At 69.5% G+C, this 16,431-nt stretch carries 13 protein-coding genes; 10 read left to right on the forward strand and 3 right to left on the reverse strand.

Going from position 1 to position 16,431, the window contains the following annotated elements; genetic code table 11:
• The first annotated feature begins 359 nt into the window (after window positions 1-359).
• The 8 genes from LUX31_RS11040 (at window position 360) to LUX31_RS11075 (ending at window position 11,139) form a co-directional block, all read left to right on the forward strand.
• Window positions 360-4,253, forward strand: coding sequence for a sensor histidine kinase (locus LUX31_RS11040; RefSeq protein ID WP_235474603.1), 3,894 nt, complete (start codon window positions 360-362; stop codon window positions 4,251-4,253).
• A gap of 9 nt (window positions 4,254-4,262) precedes the next feature.
• Entirely contained in the window at window positions 4,263-4,676 is a 414-nt protein-coding gene (locus LUX31_RS11045) for a roadblock/LC7 domain-containing protein (RefSeq protein WP_044471908.1), read from the forward strand.
• A gap of 108 nt (window positions 4,677-4,784) precedes the next feature.
• Complete coding sequence (locus tag LUX31_RS11050) at window positions 4,785-5,183, forward strand: DUF742 domain-containing protein (RefSeq protein ID WP_235474604.1); 399 nt, start codon at window positions 4,785-4,787, stop codon at window positions 5,181-5,183.
• The gene (locus LUX31_RS11055) at window positions 5,164-5,739 is read left to right on the forward strand and encodes a GTP-binding protein (protein WP_006375318.1); all 576 of its coding nucleotides are present in this window, start codon (window positions 5,164-5,166) and stop codon (window positions 5,737-5,739) included. Before LUX31_RS11050 ends, LUX31_RS11055 begins: the two co-directional genes overlap by 20 nt.
• Window positions 5,740-6,117: 378 nt before the next feature.
• Window positions 6,118-9,459: a sensor histidine kinase gene (locus LUX31_RS11060; protein WP_235474605.1), complete on the forward strand. Its 3,342-nt coding sequence runs from the start codon at window positions 6,118-6,120 to the stop codon at window positions 9,457-9,459.
• Window positions 9,460-9,469: 10 nt separating this feature from the next.
• The gene (locus LUX31_RS11065) at window positions 9,470-9,883 is read left to right on the forward strand and encodes a roadblock/LC7 domain-containing protein (RefSeq protein WP_005479603.1); all 414 of its coding nucleotides are present in this window, start codon (window positions 9,470-9,472) and stop codon (window positions 9,881-9,883) included.
• Between the two features lie 97 nt (window positions 9,884-9,980).
• On the forward strand, window positions 9,981-10,577 hold the full coding sequence (locus LUX31_RS11070; protein WP_235474606.1) for a DUF742 domain-containing protein: 597 nt from the start codon (window positions 9,981-9,983) through the stop codon (window positions 10,575-10,577).
• A complete protein-coding gene (locus LUX31_RS11075; protein WP_006375305.1) occupies window positions 10,558-11,139 on the forward strand; it encodes a GTP-binding protein in 582 nt (193 codons plus the stop codon). The genes LUX31_RS11070 and LUX31_RS11075 overlap by 20 nt, the downstream gene beginning before the upstream one ends.
• Window positions 11,140-11,347: 208 nt before the next feature.
• Here LUX31_RS11075 and LUX31_RS11080 read toward each other — a convergent pair whose 3' ends face one another.
• Together LUX31_RS11080 and LUX31_RS11085 are read right to left on the reverse strand one after the other, a co-directional pair.
• Window positions 11,348-11,536: an acyl-CoA carboxylase subunit epsilon gene (locus tag LUX31_RS11080; protein ID WP_235474607.1), complete on the reverse strand. Its 189-nt coding sequence runs from the start codon at window positions 11,534-11,536 to the stop codon at window positions 11,348-11,350.
• A gap of 71 nt (window positions 11,537-11,607) precedes the next feature.
• Window positions 11,608-13,215, reverse strand: a complete 1,608-nt coding sequence (locus LUX31_RS11085; RefSeq protein ID WP_235474608.1) for an acyl-CoA carboxylase subunit beta — start codon at window positions 13,213-13,215, stop codon at window positions 11,608-11,610.
• 311 nt (window positions 13,216-13,526) lie between these two features.
• On the opposite strand from LUX31_RS11085, the gene LUX31_RS11090 reads away from it, so the two are divergent.
• Complete coding sequence (locus LUX31_RS11090) at window positions 13,527-14,135, forward strand: YceI family protein (RefSeq protein WP_235474609.1); 609 nt, start codon at window positions 13,527-13,529, stop codon at window positions 14,133-14,135.
• A gap of 120 nt (window positions 14,136-14,255) precedes the next feature.
• Here LUX31_RS11090 and LUX31_RS11095 read toward each other — a convergent pair whose 3' ends face one another.
• The gene (locus tag LUX31_RS11095) at window positions 14,256-14,882 is read right to left on the reverse strand and encodes a YdeI/OmpD-associated family protein (RefSeq protein WP_235474610.1); all 627 of its coding nucleotides are present in this window, start codon (window positions 14,880-14,882) and stop codon (window positions 14,256-14,258) included.
• A gap of 333 nt (window positions 14,883-15,215) precedes the next feature.
• Between LUX31_RS11095 and LUX31_RS11100 the strand changes: the two genes are divergently transcribed.
• Window positions 15,216-16,430 carry a Cmx/CmrA family chloramphenicol efflux MFS transporter gene (locus tag LUX31_RS11100; protein WP_235474611.1) on the forward strand — a complete coding sequence of 405 codons (1,215 nt, stop codon included), beginning with the start codon at window positions 15,216-15,218 and terminating at the stop codon, window positions 16,428-16,430.
• The last annotated feature ends 1 nt before the right edge of the window (window position 16,431 follow it).

A 16,431-nucleotide genomic window follows, 5' to 3' on the forward strand; every position in this document is an offset into this window, starting at 1 on the left:
TGATCATGGCGACCTGGACACCGCGACTATCCATGCAACTCGTGGAACTCCGTCCTTTATGTGCGGGTTCACTCTGCACGCCTCGTAACGCGACGCTCACAAGGCGTCATCGTCGTCACACCGTGACCCATTGGCCTTGTTGGAGATCCGGCACTGTGCTGGAATTCCACGGACCGCCGCGGGATACGAGCCGGCGCACAGGGGGCGCGACGCAGCGCCGAGCGGCGGCACGTAAGGGGGAACCAGCGCCGGGTTACTCAACGACCACCATGGGGGGCGTATTTCAGGGCGCCCCCTATACGCCGACACCGTCCGTCCGTTCACGCGGAGGGGCGCCTGGTCCAGAGGTTGCGACGCTAGTGCAGGGACGTTTCAAGAGGGATGGCAGCGCTTCGGCGGAGCCGGAGCCACACAACGGAGCCGGTAACGGTTCCTCCCCCCAGCACGCCCAGAACCCGGGCCAGGCAGCTCTGACCGGCGACAACGGCGAGCGGTCGACGCGCCTCGGCAGTGGTGCGCCCGGCGGGCCCGGCGGCAAGGGCGCGGTCACCGGCGCCCCCTCGGCCGCTCCGCCACCGGTGAAGCCGGCCAAGGGCCCGAGCGGCCCCGGTACGCGAATAGCCCTGCGGAACTGGCGGATCTCGACCCGTCTGGTCTCGCTGCTCGCGCTCCCCGTGGTCGCCGCGACCTCGCTCGGTGCGCTGCGCATCAGCGACAACATGGACGACATCCAGCAGCTCGACAACATGCGGCTGCTGACGGACATCACCAAGCAGGCGACCGAGCTGTCCGCCGCGCTCCAGGAGGAGCGCGACCAGTCGGCCGGTCCCCTCGCGCACGGCGCGCCCGCCACGGACTACAGCGTCAAGGGCGTACGCGAGAAGACCGACCGGGCCCTCGCCAACTTCATCGACGGCTCCGAAGAGATCGACACCGCCAGCAAGAACGGCAACCTGGAGGGTGTCCGCGACAGCCTGGTGGGTCTCGTCGGTGAGCTGGCCAACATCAGCGAGATCCGCAGCAGCGCCTACGAGGACCCGGACAACTCGACGCAGACGGTCGAGTCCTACCACCGGCTGATCACCCAGCTGCTCGACCTCTCCCAGGACATGGCCGAGGCGACCAGCAACCCCGAGATGATCACCCGTACCCGCTCCCTGGCCGCGTTCTCCTCGGCCAAGGAGTACGCGTCCATCCAGCGCGCGGTCATCGCGGCGGCACTGCCCGAGGACAACAAGACCGTCGGCGACCTCTCGGAGAACGACCGGCTCTACGCCGATTCCGCGCTGAGCAGCCAGGAATCCGAGCTGGACAGCTTCAAGAGCATCTACGGCGACGGCGCCGAGGAAATGCTCCAGTCGATCGACGAGGGCAACCCGACGATCACCGCGGCCGACCTCTACGCCAAGCGCATCCTGCAGAGCAGGGACGGCATCCAGGGGCTGCAGAAGCGCTCCTACAAGGACTGGATCGACGACGACTCGGCCAAGATCCTTCAGATGAAGAAGATCGAGCTGACGCTCCTCAACGAGATGGAGCAGAAGGCTCGTGAACTGCGCAACGAAGCCGAGCAGGAAGCGATCGTCTCCGGTGCGCTGATCCTGCTCGTCCTCGGTGTCTCGCTGGTCGGCGCCTTCGTCGTCGCCCGGTCCATGATCCGCTCGCTGCGCCGCCTCCAGGACACCGCGACCAAGGTCGCCCAGGACCGGCTGCCCGAGCTGGTCAAGCAGCTCTCGGAGTCGGACCCGCAGGACGTCGACACCTCCGTCGAGTCGGTCGGTGTGCACTCCCGGGACGAGATCGGCCAGGTGGCCGCGGCCTTCGACGACGTGCACCGCGAGGCCGTCCGCCTCGCCGCCGAGCAGGCCCTCCTCCGGGGCAACGTCAACGCGATGTTCACCAACCTCTCGCGCCGCTCCCAGGGCCTCATCCAGCGTCAACTCTCGCTCATCTCCGAACTGGAGTCCCGCGAGGCCGACCCGGACCAGCTGTCCTCGCTCTTCAAGCTCGACCACCTCGCGACCCGTATGCGCCGGAACGGCGAGAACCTTCTCGTCCTCGCCGGTGAAGAGCCCGGCCGCCGCTGGACCCGTCCGGTCCCGCTGGTCGACGTGCTCCGCGCCGCCGCCTCCGAGGTGGAGCAGTACGAGCGCATCGAACTGTCGTCCGTGCCGACCACCGAGGTCGCCGGCCGAGTGGTCAACGACCTCGTGCACCTCCTCGCCGAGCTGCTGGAGAACGCCACGTCGTTCTCCTCCCCGCAGACCAAGGTCAAGGTCACCGGTCACGCGCTGCCCGACGGCCGCGTCCTGATCGAGATCCACGACACCGGCATCGGCCTCTCCCCCGAGGACCTCGCCGCGATCAACGAGCGGCTCGCCGCACCGCCCACCGTGGACGTGTCGGTCTCCCGCCGCATGGGTCTGTTCGTGGTCGGCCGCCTCTCGCAGCGCCACGGCATCCGGATCCAGCTGCGTCCCTCCGACTCCGGTGGTACGACCGCGCTGGTCATGCTCCCCGTCGACGTCGCCCAGGGCGGCAAGAAGCCCGCTCCGGGCAAGCCCGGCCAGGGTGCCCCCCAGGGCGGACCCGCCGCCGCGCAGGCCGCCGCCGGTGTGGCCGCGGCCCGCCGGGGCGCCGGCCAGGGTGCTCCCGCCGGTGGCGGACTCCTCGGCGCCGGTGCCGCTCCGCGCGGCCAGGTCGGCTCCGGCCAGGGACCGCGGGCCGCGCTGCCCGGCCGGGACTCGGGCGGTCGCCCGGGTGGACCCGGCGGAGCGCCGCGTGGACCGCAGGGTCCGGGCGCACCGCAGCAGGGCGGCAGGCCGGCTCCGGCCGGTGCCAGTGCGGGTGGCCTGAGCGGCTTCGGCGGCCAGGCGCCGGGTGCTCCGCAGGGCATGCAGGCCGCCGGTGGCTTCGGTGACGGTCCGGGCGCACGCCAGGGCCAGGACGCCTTCGGCAACAGCACCTCACGTCAGGACGGCTTCGGCGGCTCGCGCGGCCCCGTACCCCCGCAGCGCCCGGAGGGCCAGGGCGGCGGGCGTCGTCCGCAGCTTCCGCCGCGTGGCGGTGCGGCCCGTCCGGAGCTGCCCGGCGGCAACGGCAACGCGCCGTCGCGGCCGAGCTGGAGCGACGAGAACGCGCAGCCTCCGGTGCCGCGTGCCTCGCTGGACACCCCGCGCGGTCACGAGGAGCCGGACTCCACCTCGCGGATGCCTCGCATCGACAGCCGCCAGGACCCGGCCGCGACCTCGGAGATGCCGGCGCTTCCGCGCATCGACGATCTCCAGAACCCGGCCGCCACCTCCGAGTTCGCCCGCCCCGACTTCAACGCCCCGCGTCCTGGCGGTCCTTCGGACACCGGCCAGTTCGCCGTGCCCGGTTTCGGCCCCGCCGACACCAACGGCCAGCAGAACACCGGGTCGTTCGTCCGCTCGGACGTGTTCGGCGCCCCGGCGGGCGGACCGCAGAGCCCGCAGAACAACGGGCAGTTCGGGCCGCCGTCGTACGACAACGGTTCGACGGGCCAGTTCCCGGCGCCGACCGGGTACGACAACGGCTCGACCGGCCAGTTCCCCGCGCCGCCGGCCCCCTTCGACAACCGGGGTCCGGTGCCGCGCCGCCAGCAGGACCCGTCGTCCACCGGCCAGTTCGAGCGCCCGCAGCCGGGCGCGGGCCAAGGCCCCGGTGACTTCGGCGGCTCGCGTCCGCCGGTCCCGCCGCGCCCGCCGCAGCCGGAGGCCCTGCCGCCGGCGAGCAGCCCGGGTGACGGACGGACGCCGCTGTACGACACCCTGGAGACCAACTGGTTCCACGGGCAGGGTCAGCAGGGCGGCCGACCGCAGACGACCAACGGCACCAGCACCAACGGCGTCAGCAACGGGAACGGTTCGGCTCCCCCGCAGCCGTCCTCCGCGCCGACTCCCCCGCGTCCGGCGACCGCGCCGGCCGCTACCAGCTCCTGGCGCAGCTCGCCCAACGACGAGCTGATCCGGCAGGCCGAGCGCGTCCGCCAGCCGGCCGCCGGTGGCGTCACGACTTCCGGCCTTCCGCGCCGGGTCCCGCGTGCGAACCTCGTACCGGGTACGGCTCAGCAGCAACAGCACCAAAGCGGTCCTGCGGTCTCACGCGCGCCCGATGACGTGCGCGGCCGGCTGACCAATCTCCGTAGGGGCATCGCCCAGGGTCGGCAGGCCGGTACCGGCTCCGACCAGACCGGCAGCTTCCCCAGCCCCACTCACCAGCAGGAGCGTTAGTTGAGCCAGATGAGCCAGGCGGCACAAAACCTCAACTGGTTGATAACCAACTTCGTGGACAACACCCCGGGTGTGTCCCACACCGTCGTCGTGTCCGCCGACGGTCTCCTTCTGGCGATGTCGGAAGGCTTCCCGCGGGACCGCGCCGACCAGCTCGCCGCCGTCGCCTCCGGGCTCACCTCGCTCACCGCGGGTGCCTCGCGCATCTTCGAGGGCGGCACGGTGGCCCAGACGGTCGTCGAGATGGAACGCGGCTTCCTCTTTCTCATGTCCGTCTCGGACGGATCGTCGTTGGCGGTCCTCTCCCACCCGGACTGCGACATCGGCCTTGTCGGCTACGAGATGGCGCTCCTGGTCGACCGGGCGGGCGCAGTGCTCACCCCGGACCTGCGCGCCGAACTACAGGGCAGTCTGCTCCACTGACCGCTCCGGATCCACCCGTCTCACCAAAACACCGTCCGGCCGACACAATCCCCCCACCGGCCATGTCAGACGGCACGACTGACCGACGCTGTCCCGCCCGGAGGATTCATGACCCCGCCCACCGCCTCTCACGATCCGTACGCTCATACGTACGAGGACGAGGGCGACCAGCCGCTGGTACGGCCCTACGCCATGACCGGCGGCCGGACCCGGCCGCGCTACCAGCTCGCCATCGAGGCCCTGATCAGCACCACGGCCGACCCGGCGGCGCTCATGGGACTGCTCCCCGAGCACCAGCGCATCTGCCACCTGTGCCGTGAGGTCAAGTCGGTGGCAGAGGTGTCGGCGCTCCTCGCCATGCCGCTCGGTGTGGCCCGCATCCTGGTCGCGGACCTCGCCGAGGCCGGACTGGTCGCCATCCACCAGCCGGGCGGCGACGAGAACAACGGCGGTGCACCAGCGGTGACACTGCTCGAAAGGGTGCTCAGTGGACTTCGCAAGCTCTGACGGGGGCCGGGCCACCACCTCCGCGAAGATCGTGGTCGCGGGCGGGTTCGGCGTGGGCAAGACCACGTTCGTGGGCGCCGTCTCGGAGATCAACCCGCTGCGCACCGAGGCCGTCATGACGTCGGCCTCGGCGGGTATCGACGACCTGACCCACACCGGGGACAAGACCACCACCACGGTGGCCATGGACTTCGGCCGTATCACCCTGGACCAGGACCTGATCCTGTACCTCTTCGGTACGCCGGGTCAGGACCGCTTCTGGTTCATGTGGGACGACCTGGTGCGCGGCGCGATCGGCGCCGTGGTCCTGGTCGACACCCGCCGGCTCGCGGACTGTTTCCCCGCGGTCGACTACTTCGAGAACAGCGGCCTGCCGTTCGTCATCGCCCTCAACGGCTTCGACGGGCACCAGCCGTACAACCCCGAGGAAGTGCGCGAGGCGCTCCAGATCGGCCCGGACGCGCCGATCATCACGACGGACGCCCGGCACCGCTCGGATGCCAAGAGCGCGCTGATCACGCTGGTCGAGCACGCGCTCATGGCGCGCCTGCGGTAACCAAGTCAACGATGCCGTACGGCAGTTGTCGTAGATACACCGGAGCCGACTGTGGCCTTTGACACGGTCGGCCCCGGTGTTCATAACGTTTCGACAGAGATATCCGGTGGTATGGCCACGCGTCGCGGTCATCCGGTCTCGCTGTGCTCACATCGGCCCCGCCTTTTGGCGGGGCTCGTTCTTTATGACCGTTTTATCTGGGGCTTACATCACTACGGATCTTCGCATTCCACTGTTTGGAAGTGCGAAGGCTGACGTGCTGGAATGCCTGAACTGCCTAATAGTCAAAGACGTAACCCCACCGGGGGTCTTTGACTTACCGGCTCTGAGAGACTGCGGCACAACGTTGGTGCCTTCCGCCGAGAGGTTGTTGGTCGAGTGAGGCGAAGCAAGAACGGTCCCGAGCCGTCGGCCCGGGGCAACTTCACCCCGCCGCCGCGCGGAGGGGCGTCCGCCCCTGTGCCCGGTTCGGAGCCGATGGCGCCACCCGCTCCGAGCGGCAGCCGTTTCTCCCCGCGCAACTGGCGCGTGCCGACCAGGCTGAACGCGATCCTGCTCATACCCGTGGTGGTCGGCCTCGTCATGGGCGGCTTCCAGGTGAAGAGTTCGATCGACACCTGGCAGGAGGCCGAGGACGCGGAGAAGACCGCCCGCCTCGTGCAGGCCGCCCTGGTCTACGGCGACGCGCTCTTCCAGGAGCGTGACATCACCGCGGCGCCCCTGCTCCAGGGCAAGGGCGAGGACGACGCGACGGTCGTGAAGGCCCGTGCGGCCACCGACAAGGCCGCCGACGCCTTCGACACCGCCGCGCAGAGCATCCCGGACAAGCCGAGTGTCGAGCGCCGGCTGAAGCTGTTCCGCGAGGTCGAGCCGCAGCTGGAGACGATCCGCGCGGCTGCCTACACCTCGAAGCTCACCGGTGTGCAGTCCGAGGAGAGCTACACCGCCATCACGCACACGCTGATGGAGTTCTCCAACGAGCTGGGCCTGGGCACGGGCAACATCACCGCCTACGGCCGGACCGTGTACGCCCTCTCGCTCACCAAGGCCTCCGTGTCGCTGGAGCGTTCCATCGGCATGCACCTGCTGATCAAGCCCGGCCCCAACCAGACCAGCTTCCAGAGCCAGCGCATCGCGCTCTCCTCGTACGCGTACCTGGAGCGGATCGCCATCGCGGAGTACATCGCGGGCGGTACCGCCGAGGACGCCAAGAAGCTGGAGGACGCGACCGCACAGGTCACGGCCACCGGCAAGGAGATGGCCGAGCAGGCCGCCCAGGCCGCCGCGGCCAAGGGCGAGACGTATGTCGCGCCGCCGGCCGACCCCACCAAGATGATCTCGGCCCTGGCCGCGCTTCCCACGACCGACGCCAGTGCCCGCGCCGAGCTCGCGGCGGACGGCATCACGCCCCAGAACTGGTGGGCGGTCAACACGCTGAAGTACAACGCCTACCTCAAGCTGGAGTCGGACCTCTCCAAGTCCGCGGTGGCCGAGGCGTCCAGCATCTCCGACGACGCCAAGCGCGACGCGATCATCGTGGGTGCGGCCGTCGTGGTCGCCCTGCTCGCCGCGTTCATCCTGGCCGGCATGGTGGCCCGCCAGATGAGCCGCGCGATGCGCCAGCTGCGCAACGCCGCCTTCGGTATCGCCGAGCAGCGCCTGCCGATGCTGGTCGACCAGCTGTCGCGCACCGACCCCGGCCGGGTCGACACCCGGGTCGCCGCCATCCCCATCAACACCACGGACGAGATCGGCGAGGTCGCCCGCGCCTTCGACCAGGTCCACCGCGAGGCGGTCCGACTGGCCGCCGAGCAGGCCCTGCTGCGGGGCAACATCAACGCGATCTTCACCAACCTGTCGCGCCGCAACCAGTCCCTGATCGAGGGCCAGCTGACCCTCATCACCGACCTGGAGAACAACGAGGCCGACCCGGACCAGCTGGAGAACCTCTTCCGTCTGGACCACCTCGCGACCCGTATGCGCCGAAACGGCGAGAACCTCCTGGTCCTCGCCGGCGAGGAGCCGGGCCGCCGCTGGGACCAGCCGGTCCCGCTGGTCGACGTCCTGCGCGCCGCCTCCTCCGAGGTGGAGCAGTACGAGCGCATCGAGCTGTCGGGCGTACCGGAGGCCGAGATCCACGGCCGCGCGGTCACCGACCTCGTGCACCTGCTGGCGGAGCTGCTGGAGAACGCCACCACGTTCTCGTCCCCCCAGACGAAGGTCCGCGTCACGGCGACCCGTCTCCCGGACGGCCGCATCATGGTCGAGATCCACGACAAGGGCATCGGCCTCACCGCCGAGGACTTCGCGGACATCAACCACAAGCTGGCCAACCCGCCGACCGTGGACGCCGCGATCTCCCAGCGCATGGGCCTGTTCGTGGTCGGCCGGCTGTCCGACCGGCACGGCATCCGCGTCCAGCTCCGCCCCTCGGGCGAGCAGGCCGGTACGACCTCGCTGGTCATGCTCCCCGACGCCATCACCCACGGTGGCGGTGGCGAGCAGCAGCTGCAGCGCGACGAGTTCACCGTCTCCCAGATCATCCCGGAGCAGCAGCCGCAGCAGCAGTACGTCGGCGAGAGCTTCGGAGCCGTCCAGCAGCAGCCGATGCGTACGGCGGCCGAGCTGGGCTTCGACGACAGCCGCTACACCGAGGTCCCGGACGACATACGCGAGCTGGACCCCGTAGGCCGCTCCCTGATGCGCGAGGAGCGCCGGGCGCAGCTGGAGGCCCAGACGCACCCCGAGCCGGGCCAGCACGAGGCCGGCGAGGTCCCCGCGTACGGCGACGACTTCGCGGCGGCGCCGAACGGCCAGACCCCGGCCCTGGAGGAGCCCTTCGCGGGCTACGACCAGCAGACGGCGTACGAGGAACGGCAGCAGCCGTCGTACGAGGAGCCGTACTACAACGGGAGCAACGGCTTCCCGCAGACGGACGACTTCACCTCGGCCGGCAGCGACTACCCGTCGACGAACGGCTACCCGTCCACGAACGGCACCGGCGGCTACCCCGAGCCCGCGTACGCGGAGCCCGGCCAGGAAGAGCCCGCGCCGGCGCACGCCTCCACCCCGGAGTCCTTCTCGGCCTTCGAGGAGCGGCGCTACCAGGACGACTGGCCGCAGCCGGACAGTTACCAGAACGGGCACCGCTCCGAGTACGCTCCGGAAGCGGAGTCCGCGCAGGCCGGTGACGTGAGTGAGCGAAATCACGTAGGCTTCGAGCGTCCGGGACCGGCCCCCTCCGCCCCGCACACGCTGACCGACGCCGGGCTCCCCCGCCGTGGATCCCCCTCGGGCGGCACCGGCAACGGCGCCTCCCGGCAGCACGTGGGCCAGGAGACTCCGGCGCCGGCTCCCGCGGAGCAGAACGGCAACGCGAACGGCAATGCGAACGGCAACGGAACCGGTCCCGACGACTGGCGTTCGGCCAACGACGAGCGCTGGCAGCAGGCGTCAGCGCTCCGCAAGCCCAAGGCGGGCGGGGTAACCTCCTCCGGCCTGCCGCGCCGGGTACCGAAGGCCAATCTGATCGAGGGTGCCGCGGAAGCGACTCCCCAGGGCGGCCCGTCGGTCTCCCGCGCCCCCGAGGACATCCGGGGCAGGTTGAGCAACCTGCGCCAGGGCGTCCAGCGGGGACGCACCGCAGGTAGTGACACGAACGGCCAGGCCACCAGGAATCACCACGGTGGGCCTGACAGCACCTACAACCAGGAGCGTTAGTGTGAGCCCGATGAGCCAGGCGGCGCAGAACCTGAACTGGTTGATCACCAACTTCGTGGACAACACCCCTGGGGTGTCCCACACGGTGGTGGTCTCCGCCGACGGACTCCTTCTGGCGATGTCCGAAGGTTTTCCGCGAGACCGTGCGGACCAGCTCGCCGCTGTCGCCTCCGGTCTGACCTCCCTCACCGCGGGTGCCTCGCGCATCTTCGAGGGCGGCAGCGTGAACCAGACAGTTGTGGAGATGGAGAGGGGATTCCTCTTCATCATGTCCGTCTCCGACGGTTCTTCGCTCGCGGTCCTTGCACATCCGGAGGCCGACATCGGTCTCATTGGGTACGAGATGGCGCTTCTGGTCGACCGTGCCGGTACGGTCCTGACACCCGATCTGCGTGCGGAGCTCCAAGGGAGCCTTCTCAACTAGCAGACAGACGGTGCGTTTTGGCGTCCCGGGACGGTAGGTTTCGGACGCGGCTCCACAGTGATGCGGTGCCCCGGCACAGTCGGAGGAGGAGAAGAAAGTGGCAACACCCCCAGGCGGTTCGTCCTCGGGCAACTGGTCGTACGGCCCCGGCCAGGGTCAGGGCGGCCAGGGTCAGGGTGACCAGAACCGGTACAACTTCCCCTCCGCACCGAGCCACCGTCGGCAGCAGCCGTACGCACCCCAGAACCCGCAGGGTCCCGGGCCGTCGCCGTACGACCAGCCGCCGGCCCCCCGTATTCAGCCAGTGCAGCCGCAGCGGCGCTCTCCGGAGCCGTCGCCCGCAGGGGGCGCAAACAACCCCCTGGTGCGTCCGTACGCCATGACGGGCGGCCGGACCCGCCCGCGCTACCAGCTCGCCATCGAGGCGCTGGTGCACACCACTGCGCAGCCGCACCAGATGCAGGGCCAGTTGCCCGAGCATCAGCGGATCTGCAACCTCTGCCGAGAGATCAAGTCGGTGGCCGAAATCTCGGCGTTGCTGACCATCCCCCTCGGCGTGGCCAGGATCCTCGTCGCCGACTTGGCGGAGGCAGGCCTGGTCGCCATTCATCAGCCCGGCGGCGACGAGAACGCCGGCGGCCAGCCAGACGTGACTTTGCTCGAAAGGGTGCTCAGTGGACTTCGCAAGCTCTAGCGGAGGGCCTTCCCGCTCCACCACGTCCGCGAAAATCGTGGTGGCGGGCGGCTTCGGCGTGGGAAAGACCACGTTCGTCGGGGCCGTCTCGGAGATCAATCCGCTGCGTACCGAGGCCGTGATGACGTCCGCGTCCGCGGGCATCGACGACCTCACGCACACGGGGGACAAGACCACCACGACGGTGGCAATGGACTTCGGCCGTATCACCCTGGACCAGGACCTGATCCTGTACCTCTTCGGTACGCCCGGCCAGGACCGCTTCTGGTTCATGTGGGACGACCTGGTACGCGGCGCGATCGGCGCGATCGTCCTCGTCGACACGAGGCGCCTTGCTGACTGCTTCCCGGCTGTCGACTACTTCGAGAACAGCGGCCTGCCCTTCGTGATCGCGCTGAACGGGTTCGACGGCAGCCAGCCGTACAACCCGGACGAGGTCCGGGAGGCGCTCCAGATCGGCCCGGACACTCCGATCATCACGACGGACGCGCGGCACCGGGCGGACGCGAAGAGCGCGCTCATCACGCTCGTGGAGCACGCGCTGATGGCTCGACTGCGGTAGGTACGTGGTTTTGCGGCTACTGGGCTGCCTCGGACGGTTGTAGGCCGTCTGCGGCAGCCCAGTGGCTTGAAGACAGGGGCAGAGCCCCGTCTTCAGGGGCGCGGGGAACTGCGCGAGAAGCCCCACCGGCCCGCGGCCGACGCACATACGAAAGGGCCCCCTCCCGCACTGCGGAAGGGGGCCCTTTCAAAACCCAGGCTCAGAAGGCTCAGTGCCAGCTGTGCGGAGCACGGAAGCCGCCCTCGCGCTCCAGCCGACGCCAGCCGGCCTTCGGGCGCCGATGGGCCACGGGCGCCGCCGGCGCGGCCGCCGCGCGGGCAAGCAAGATCGCCGTGATAGCGGCGACCTCTTCGGGCTCGGCATGGCCCTTCTCGACGCGAATGTCAGAGGTGTTCATAGGTCACAGTCTCCGTGAGAGAGGTTTCCGCGGGCGTACCGCGAAGGATCCGCTGGGTTACCACGCGGGGATCACTGCGGGGGGTTGCCGTGCTTTCGCGAAGGCAGATCGGCGTGCTTGGTGTGCAGCATCGCGAGCGACCTGATGAGCACCGAACGGGTCTCGGCCGGGTCGATGACGTCGTCGACCAGTCCGCGCTCGGCGGCGTAGTAGGGGTGCATCAGCTCGGACTTGTACTCCTTGACCATCCGAGCCCTCATCGCCTCGGAGTCCTCGGCGTCCGCGATCTGACGGCGGAAGATGACGTTGGCGGCACCTTCGGCGCCCATCACGGCGATCTCGTTCGTCGGCCAGGCGTAGGTGAGGTCGGCGCCGATGGACTGGCTGTCCATGACGATGTACGCGCCTCCGTACGCCTTGCGCAGGATCAGCGAGATCCTCGGAACGGTCGCGTTGCAGTAGGCGTAGAGGAGCTTCGCGCCGTGCCGGATGATTCCGCCGTGCTCCTGGTCGACGCCCGGAAGGAAGCCGGGGACATCCAGCAGCGTGACGATCGGGATGTTAAAAGCGTCGCACATCTGGACAAACCGTGCAGCTTTTTCCGACGCCTCGATGTCCAGGACCCCGGCGAGGCTCTGCGGCTGGTTGGCGACGATGCCGACGACCTGGCCGTCGAGCCGGCCGAGCGCGCAGATGATGTTGCGGGCCCAACGCTCGTGGACCTCAAGGAAGTCGCCGTCGTCGACGATCTCCTCGATGACCTTCGCCATGTCGTACGGCCGGTTGCCGTCGGCCGGGACGAGGTCAAGGAGGATCTCGCCGCGCCGGTCGGCAGGGTCCTCGGACTCGGCACGCGGCGGGTTCTCGCGGTTGTTCTGCGGGAGCATCGCGAGGAGGTAGCGCACCTCGGCGATGCAGGTCTCCTCGTCGTCGTACGCGAAGTGCGCGACGCCGCTCGTCTCGGCGTGCACGTCGGCGCCGCCGAGGCCGTTCTGGGTGATCTCCTCGCCGGTGACCGCCTTGACGACGTCCGGGCCTGTGATGAACATCTGCGAGGTCTCGCGGACCATGAAGACGAAGTCGGTGAGGGCGGGGCTGTAGGCCGCGCCACCCGCACACGGGCCGAGCATCACGGAGATCTGCGGGATGACCCCGGACGCCCTGGTGTTGCGCTGGAAGATGCCGCCGTACCCGGCGAGAGCGGAGACGCCCTCCTGGATACGGGCGCCGGCGCCGTCGTTGAGGGAGACGAGCGGGGCCCCGGCCGCGATGGCCATGTCCATGATCTTGTGAATCTTGGTGGCGTGGGCCTCACCGAGCGCACCACCGAAAATCCGAAAATCATGGGCGTACACGAAGACCGTACGACCCTCCACCGTGCCCCAGCCGGTGATGACACCGTCGGTGAACGGCCGCTTGGCCTCCAGGCCGAAGCCTGTCGCGCGATGCCGGCGCAGCTGCTCGACCTCGTTGAAGGAGTCCGGGTCGAGGAGCAGTTCGATGCGCTCCCGGGCGGTCAGCTTGCCCTTGGCGTGCTGCGCCTCGGTGGCCTTCTCGCTGGGGCCGGCCAGAGCCCGCGCACGGATCTCGTGCAGCTCGGCCACGCGCCCGCGTGCGTCCGTCGGCTCTCCTGTCGGCTCGCCCGCGGACCCACCCTGCGCCTCGTCGATAAAGGTCATGTAGTGACCATACGAAGTCGAGCAAGAAAACCGGGCCGTCGACTCCGTACAGTCTCCGGCGCGTTTTCCTGGTACCCCTGAACAGAACAACGCAGGCATGCAGCCGACCCGACTGCTCAGGGGGCGGTCGGGTTGTGGGAGTCACACAAAGCCGTCGAGGCGACACCCCTGCCGCACCGGGTGAGGTTACGACACCCGGAGTAACGTCACCGACACTCCCCGGATGATGTTGAATCTTGAACGGAATAGGACTACGGTTCCTCTCGTTGGATTGATTAAAGCTTCAACAACCCGTCCCCAAGGAGCACGTCATGGGTATCTTCGGCCGCAAGACCACCGACGGCGACGCAGCCACGGCCACCGGAGTCGTCACCCCGGAGCTCGCCGCGCTGACCGGCGACTACACGATCGACGCGTCGCACACGACCATCGGCTTCGTCGCCCGGCACGCCATGGTGACGAACGTCAAGGGCGGCTTCCAGGAGTTCGAGGGCACCCTGCACCTCGACGGCACCGACCCGTCCAACTCGACGGCGTCCCTCGACATCAAGATGGACAGCATCGAGACGGGCTCCGCCGACCGCGACGGCCACCTGAAAAGCGCGGACTTCTTCCGGACGGACGAGTTCCCGACGATGACGTTCCGCTCGACCAAGGCGGAGTCCCTCGGCGGCGACGACTACCGCATCACCGGCGACCTGGAGATCCTCGGCACCACCAAGGAGATCTCCATCGACCTGGAGTTCAACGGCGCGGCGAAGGACCCGTTCGGCAACGAGCGCGTGGGTTTCGAGGGCAAGGCCGAGATCCTGCGCTCGGAGTGGGGCCTGACGTGGAACGCGGCCCTGGAGACGGGTGGCGTGCTGGTGTCGGACAAGATCAAGCTGAACTTCGACATCTCGGCGATCCGGAACGCGTGACGCGACGCGTGGTTCCACTGGTTCCACTGGTTCCGCGCGAGACTTCGGGCGGGCGGAGGTGGAGCGGTACCGGGTGACGGGTACCGGGTGACGGATGACGGGTGACCGGCCGGTGGCCGCTCAGGGCCGGGGATCCGCGGCCCCCTCCGCCAGCCTGGCGACGGCCGCCGAGAGACGCGCGGCCCGGGTGGCCGGCGTACGGGCGGTGAGCAGCGGCAGGATCACTTCCTGATACCGCCCCGTCCTGCCGAGCGCCTCGAAGGCGGCCTTGGCGCGGGGCTCGCGCTCGAGCGCGGCGACGAGGTCGTCCGGCACGGAGGCGTCCCGCTGGGACTCGTACGCCGCCTCCCACCGCCCGTCCGCCTTCGCGGCATCGACCTCCGCGAGCCCACCGGGCCGCATGAGCCCGGCCTCGACCAGCTCCGGCACGCGCCGCACATTGACCATCGACCACGTACTGCCCCGCCGACGCGGGGTGATCTTCTGAAGGAAGTACGAGGCATCGAGGCTCTTTCGCTGACCGGTGATCCACCCGTGGCAGAGGGCCACGTCATTGACCTCGGCGAAGTCGACGGAGGGCAACCCCGACCCCTTCTTCGCGACCTTGCCCCAGAGGGCGGCGGGTTGCGGGGACGGGTGGGCGGCGAGCCAGGCGTCTAGGGCGGGGGCGTCGGCGAAGGGCTTGACCGGGATGCCGTCGGGGGTGTCGGGGGTGTCGTTCGGTGGGGTGTCGGGGGTGGTGGGCATGTGGGGACGGTACGTGGGAGATAGGCCAGAAACTGTCCTAGATGTCGTCGTCCACGTGGATGAAAAACCGGTTGATGGGCCGTTGGCCCATGCGTAGCATTCCTCGGGTGATGAGCCCCGAGTCGGACAGAACGGAGCCGCCGGTCATCGGCGGCGGATCGTCATCTGACCAGTAACCGATCGTTCGGCCGTTCTCCGTCGGCCTTCGGTCGGTCTTGCTCGATCTCGCTTCCAGTGACCTGACGTGCGTGCCCGTTCCGCGTGCCCGGTCCCGTTTCGATGCCCAGCGCGCGGACGTCTCCGCTTGTTCGTCCCAGCGCTGGAGCCGATCCCTTGCCCCTGTTCGTGTATGTCCTCAGCCTTGCCGTTTTCGCGCAGGGAACCTCCGAGTTCATGTTGGCCGGTCTCGTACCGGACATCGCCCATGACCTGTCCATCTCGGTAAGCGCCGCCGCGAGCCTGACATCCGCGTACGCCGTCGGAATGGTCGTCGGAGCGCCGGTGACGGCCGCGTTGAGCGCGCGATGGCCACGTCCTCGCGCGCTGGCGGGCTTTCTGGCCGCGTTCGTCGTCGTGCATGTCGTCGGTGCGCTCACGACGGACTTCGCGGTGCTGTTCGGCACCCGGATCGCCGCCGCGATCGTCAACGCCGGATTTCTCTCGGTCGCGATGTCTGCCGCGACCTCCCTCGCCGCTCCGGCGAGGCAGGCCCGGGCCACCGCCGTACTGCTGTCGGGGGTCACGCTGTCGTGCGTCGTCGGCGTACCCGCGGGCGCGCTGCTCGGGGACTGGTACGACTGGCGTGCGGCGTTCTGGGCGGTCGCCGCACTGTGCCTGCCCGCGCTGGCGCTCGTGTTCCGGTCGGCTCCCGCCGGGTCGACCCGTCCGCACGAGATCTCGATCAAGCGGGAGGTACGCGTACTGAAGGCGCGGCCGGTGCAGGTGGCGATGGCACTCGCGGCCGTGGTCAATGGGGCGACCTTCGCGACCTTCGCCTATCTCGCGGTGATCGCCACGGACGTCGCCCGGTTGCCCGGCGAGGCGGTCCCGGGACTGCTCGCCGCGTTCGGCGCGGGCGCCTTCGTCGGCGTGACGGCAGCCGGTCGTGCGGCAACCCGTACGAGCGGTCATACGGGTGACGGTCGCCTCCGGCACCCCCTGGCTCCGCGTCCGGGCCTGGGACTCGCGCTGTGGGCGCTGCCGGTCGGGTGGGCGGTGCTGGCCCTGGTCAGCGCGCATCCCACGACGCTGTTCATCGGGGCCGCCGTCCAAGGCGGGCTGTCGTTCGGGATCGGGTCGACTCTCGTCAACCGTGTCATGCGGGTCGCCTCCAACGCCCCTGCGCTCAGCGGGTCGTTCGCCACGGTCGCGCTGAACACCGGGGCTGTCCTGGGGCCATTGCTGGCCGGGGCGGCGACCGGGGTAACGGGGGACTACCGGGGGGCCGTGTGGGTCAGCGCCGGGCTGGCTGCGACTGCGGTCGCTGCCATGGCTGTCGGGCACCTACGCACCGCCTGCGGGCGCGAAAGCGTGAGGGAGGTCCGGTGAC

The sequence above is a fragment of the Streptomyces sp. GQFP genome, assembly GCF_021545335.1.
Classification (GTDB): domain Bacteria; phylum Actinomycetota; class Actinomycetes; order Streptomycetales; family Streptomycetaceae; genus Streptomyces.

Excerpts from the sequence above, each read along its gene's own strand:
- LUX31_RS11085 (WP_235474608.1), bottom strand. The coding sequence starts at position 13,215 with ATGACCTTTATCGACGAGGCGCAGGGTGGGTCCGCGGGCGAGCCGACA.
- LUX31_RS11095 (WP_235474610.1), bottom strand. The coding sequence starts at position 14,882 with ATGCCCACCACCCCCGACACCCCACCGAACGACACCCCCGACACCCCC.
- LUX31_RS11045 (WP_044471908.1), top strand. The coding sequence starts at position 4,263 with ATGAGCCAGGCGGCACAAAACCTCAACTGGTTGATAACCAACTTCGTG.
- LUX31_RS11090 (WP_235474609.1), top strand. The coding sequence starts at position 13,527 with ATGGGTATCTTCGGCCGCAAGACCACCGACGGCGACGCAGCCACGGCC.
- LUX31_RS11050 (WP_235474604.1), top strand. The coding sequence starts at position 4,785 with ATGACCCCGCCCACCGCCTCTCACGATCCGTACGCTCATACGTACGAG.
- LUX31_RS11065 (WP_005479603.1), top strand. The coding sequence starts at position 9,470 with ATGAGCCAGGCGGCGCAGAACCTGAACTGGTTGATCACCAACTTCGTG.
- LUX31_RS11080 (WP_235474607.1), bottom strand. The coding sequence starts at position 11,536 with ATGAACACCTCTGACATTCGCGTCGAGAAGGGCCATGCCGAGCCCGAA.